Raw genomic sequence first — 1,829 nt, forward strand, 5'->3', positions numbered from 1 at the left:
ATAAGCTTGGTAGTTTTGGAGTTCTTCAACTGCAACACCTACTTTAGTAGCTACTCTTTTATAAATCTCATCACAATCAATCAAATCCCTACAATTAGCAAAAATAAAAACTTCTTCTTTTGGTAAATTAACAAATATAGTCGAACTTGAAGAATTAAATTTTACTTTTGTTTTAATGGGTTGGTTTTTATTAAGATAATAGCTTGTGCAATTATTTTCATAAATCAAATTAATCATTTGCTTTTTTCTAGCTTGAAAAAAATCCAAATCATTTTCCAAGCTAAGACATTTAAAGCACTCAGAGTTATAATTTAAGATTTTCCCTATATTATCTTCTGTAAGTATTTTTTGATTATTTTTATCTTTAACAATAAAAGGCAACCACTTATAAACTGCTTCAGCATGATCTAAATCTTGCTTGAAGTCCTTATTAGATAATTTTTCTAATATAGGTTTATCCAGTATTTTTATATAAAATTGCATAGCTTCCAAAACCAAAAAAGAATCAGGAATAACAAATTTATTTACATTTTTATATTCACTTACATAAAACAACTCTTGTATATCTTTATAGATAAGATTAAATTCTTTCTTGTTATATTCATTATTTTTACACAAGTTATCAAAAATTTTATCCAATACTACGCTAATATAATTTTGATTTTCATCTTGGATATTTATTTGATCTTCTGATAAAAGCTTATTTTTCTCACTTAAGTCGATTAAATTTTGTGCATAAGAATTTAGATAATCCATAGCACAAGCAATATCCTTTTTAAATTCTTTGATATTTTCATTATTTTTTATCAAATGCTCATAAAAATAACTCGCCCAAACTATATTATACATAAAATGGCTAGTTAGTAAATAATTTTTTTCAAGCTCTCCTATATGAATTAAATGCAACTTGTCTGTATTTTTATAATCAAACTTATCTTTAATATCTAAGCCATATTTATAACCCAAATCAGCTATCACAGATCTTGATGACTCTAGTGCTTGTCTATATTCTCGTGAAAAATCTTCTTTATTAGGGATAGGTTTAGCTATAGTTTCTATATGATGTATTTCTATACTTGTTTTGCCTTTACTTGCTTGTTTTATATTTAAAGCACATTCATCAAGTCTTTTTTGATCTATTTGTCCTTGTGAATTTTTACATTCTTCGATCAAACCATCGGTTCCATTTTCCACATTTAAAACTTTAGAGCAATTATCTAAAGTTTTTCTAGTCATACCAAAACCAAAAAGTTTTTTAATACCTTTAATGAGTAATTTAAAAACAACTCTAATAACTCTAATAAAAATATTTACAAGACTTACTACAGCACCTTCTATACCAGCTCCATTATAAGTATAAAGTTTTTGAATATATTTTTTTTGCCCAAAGATACAAAAACATTGAGCCAAATGTCCTCCTAAAGAATGCCCCACAACATCTATTTTAAAATTATCACTCCCATGCTTTTCTCTAATGATTTTTAAAACTTCATCACTATAATTCATCAAAGACACCACTTGTGGAATTCCAAGCCTCAAAGCAATAAAACCATCTGTAAAAAATGCATCTTTTAATAGCTGTGTTCCACCTGTTTCAGTGCCACGAAAAGCCAAGATATAAGTATTATCATTTTTACTTGTATCTTTAAAAACAGTATGAGAATAACCACTGATGTTAGTATTTTTTACATGATCTATAACTTCATAACGAGATACAAAGTTTTTAGTGCGTGGGCTAAGATGATGTCTGAAATTATCAGGATATTCTTTTTGTTCTTTAAAATTTAAAGCTAATAGATTTTTTTGATCTTTTGCTTCTTTGTCTTCTT

General features: G+C 26.6%; 1 protein-coding gene. It reads right to left on the bottom strand.

Features of this window, described 5'->3' with window-relative positions; translation table 11 throughout:
* Positions 1-1,829, bottom strand: a 1,829-nt coding sequence (locus tag CAMP5082_RS08120) for a hypothetical protein (RefSeq protein ID WP_337206419.1), incomplete at both ends; no start/stop codon positions are given.

The sequence above is a fragment of the Campylobacter sp. LMG 17559 genome (assembly GCF_024723605.1).
Lineage (GTDB): Bacteria > Campylobacterota > Campylobacteria > Campylobacterales > Campylobacteraceae > Campylobacter_D.